A 2,471-nucleotide genomic window follows, 5' to 3' on the forward strand; every position below is an offset into this window, starting at 1 on the left:
ACGCTGGCGTTCCAGACACCGGCGACGCTGGCGCGGCTCTATTCCTCGGGCGGCTCGAAATTCGACGGCCAGACTTCCAACGGCCAGCCGATTTCGCTTACAAGGTAGGCTAATGCATGTCGCCCAAAAGTGGCCGCGGTTTTGGGAAAACAAAGATCTAAAGCGGGTCGTCTGAATCCGTTCAGACACGACCGCTTTAGTCCTCCGAATGCGTGTCGCGCAGAAGTGACCCCGATTTCGGGACAGCGACATGCATAAACAAATGACGTGACCGATGCATCTGCGTGACGGCCTCCAGACCCATGCGACCGTCAGGCAGCGCTACGAGCATCTGGTGGAAACCGGTACGATCGACCGCGATCCGGCGCAGGAACGGATCGTTGCGGCGCTCGACCGGCTGACCGATGAGATCTCGGCCAAGCGGCTGGCGCATAAGTCGAGCGCGCTGGGCTGGCTGTTCGCCCGCAAGCGCGAGACGCATGAGGCCGTCAAAGGCCTTTACATCCATGGCGGCGTCGGTCGCGGCAAGACCATGCTGATGGATATGTTCTTCGAGTTGCTGCCGGTGCGGCGCAAGCGCCGCGTCCACTTCAACGACTTCATGGCGGACGTGCAGGACCGTATCCAGAAGCACCGGCAGGCGCGCAAGAACGGCGATGTCAAGCAGGACGACCCGATCCCGCCGGTGGCCAAGGCCCTTGCCGAGCAAGCCTGGGTGCTGTGCTTCGACGAGTTCTCGGTCACCGACATCGCCGACGCGATGATCCTGTCCAGGTTGTTTTCGGCGCTGTTTGCCAGCGGTGTGGTGCTGGTCGCCACCTCGAATGTGGCGCCGGAAAACCTCTACAGCGACGGGCTGAACCGTCAGCTTTTCCTGCCCTTCATCGGCATACTGGAGCGGCACACACAGGTGCTGGCGCTCGATGCCGACAAGGACTACCGGCTGGAAAAGCTCGCCCGGACACCGGTCTATGTCACGCCGGCCGATGCGGCGGCGGACCAGCTACTCGACGAGGCCTGGCAAGCCATGACGCGCAACGCGCCGACCGCCGAGACATCGATTGCCCTCAAAGGGCGGCAGGTGATCGTGCCGCGTGCGGCAGGCGATGCGGCGCGGTTCTCCTTCGCCGATCTCTGCGAAAAGCCGCTTGGCGCGCGCGATTTCCTGGCGATCGCCGGGCGCTTCTCAACCATTTTCATCGACCACGTCCCGGTGCTCGGCGAAGGCAAGCGCAACGAGGCCAAACGCTTCATCCTTCTGATCGACACGCTCTACGACCATCATGTGCGGCTGGTGGTGAGCGCCGAAGCGCCGCCGCAAGCGCTTTATGCCGCCAAGCGCGGCGTGGAGGTCTTCGAGTTCGAGCGCACCGCATCGCGGCTGATCGAGATGCAAAGTCGCGACTGGCTGGAGGATTGGGCGGAGCGGCAGAAAGGGAAGCCGGCGCCAGAGGCACAGCAGGCGCAGGCCTGAATTTCCAGGGAATGCGTCGGTAGCGATCCTTTGCCCCCCTCTGTCATGCCAACGTCTACAACCCGAACCTCCTCGGCCACCCGCATCACAAGGGCGTCATTACCCGCATCCAGCCTTACGATTTCCATCTTCGTCGGTTATTTCCTCCCAAGTCGGCTTACAAACTCTGACGTTTACGTAAATCCCAAATGATCTAACCGATTGAAAACACTGACGCCAAAATAATCGTTTGAATTTTTTCCGTGCCGGGGCTATTGGGTGCGGCGAAAATTCGCGGTTCCCCGCAGCATTCCGGCCTCTTCTTCGACGCCACCATCAAGTCACCAGAGATTTGAGACGTCGTCACCGACAAAGGGAAAACATCCTCACATGGCACGCAACAAGATAGCGCTTATCGGCTCTGGCATGATCGGCGGCACGCTCGCTCACATGATCGGCCTCAAGGACCTCGGCGACGTGGTGCTGTTCGATATTGCCGAAGGTATCCCGCAGGGCAAGGGGCTCGATATCGCGCAGTCGTCGCCGGTCGATGGCTTCGACTCCAGGCTCACCGGCATCAACGACTATGCCGGCATCGAAGGCGCCGACGTCTGCATCGTCACCGCCGGCGTGCCGCGCAAGCCCGGCATGAGCCGCGACGACCTTTTGGGCATCAACCTCAAGGTCATGGAGCAGGTCGGCGCCGGGCTGAAGAAGTATGCGCCGAAGGCTTTCGTCATCTGCATTACAAACCCGCTCGACGCCATGGTCTGGGCGCTGCAGAAATTCTCAGGCCTGCCCAACAGCCACGTCGTCGGCATGGCCGGCGTGCTCGACAGCGCGCGCTTCCGCTATTTCCTGGCCGAGGAATTCAAGGTCTCGGTCGAGGACGTCACCGCCTTCGTGCTCGGCGGCCACGGCGATTCCATGGTGCCGATGATCCGCTACTCGACGGTATCGGGCATTCCGCTGCCCGACCTCATCAAGATGGGCTGGACCTCGAAGGAGAAGCTCGACC

General features: G+C 61.6%; 2 protein-coding genes and 1 pseudogene. All 3 read left to right on the forward strand.

Annotated features, from left to right (window positions below; translation table 11 throughout):
* A pseudogene (locus EN991_RS41285) lies at nt 1–108 on the forward strand (protease inhibitor Inh/omp19 family protein); the annotation flags it as partial.
* 166 nt (nt 109–274) lie between these two features.
* Nucleotides 275–1,474: a cell division protein ZapE gene (gene zapE / locus EN991_RS32200; RefSeq protein WP_013528845.1), complete on the forward strand. Its 1,200-nt coding sequence runs from the start codon at nt 275–277 to the stop codon at nt 1,472–1,474.
* 369 nt (nt 1,475–1,843) lie between these two features.
* A partial coding sequence (locus EN991_RS32205) for a malate dehydrogenase (protein WP_164769529.1) occupies nt 1,844–2,471 on the forward strand: 628 nt, incomplete at its 3' end.

It is taken from the genome of Mesorhizobium sp. M7A.F.Ca.US.005.03.2.1, assembly GCF_003997795.1.
Taxonomy (GTDB): Bacteria; Pseudomonadota; Alphaproteobacteria; order Rhizobiales; family Rhizobiaceae; genus Mesorhizobium; species Mesorhizobium ciceri.

Coding starts and splice junctions, on each gene's coding strand:
- zapE (WP_013528845.1), top strand. CDS start 275: ATGCATCTGCGTGACGGCCTCCAGACCCATGCGACCGTCAGGCAGCGC.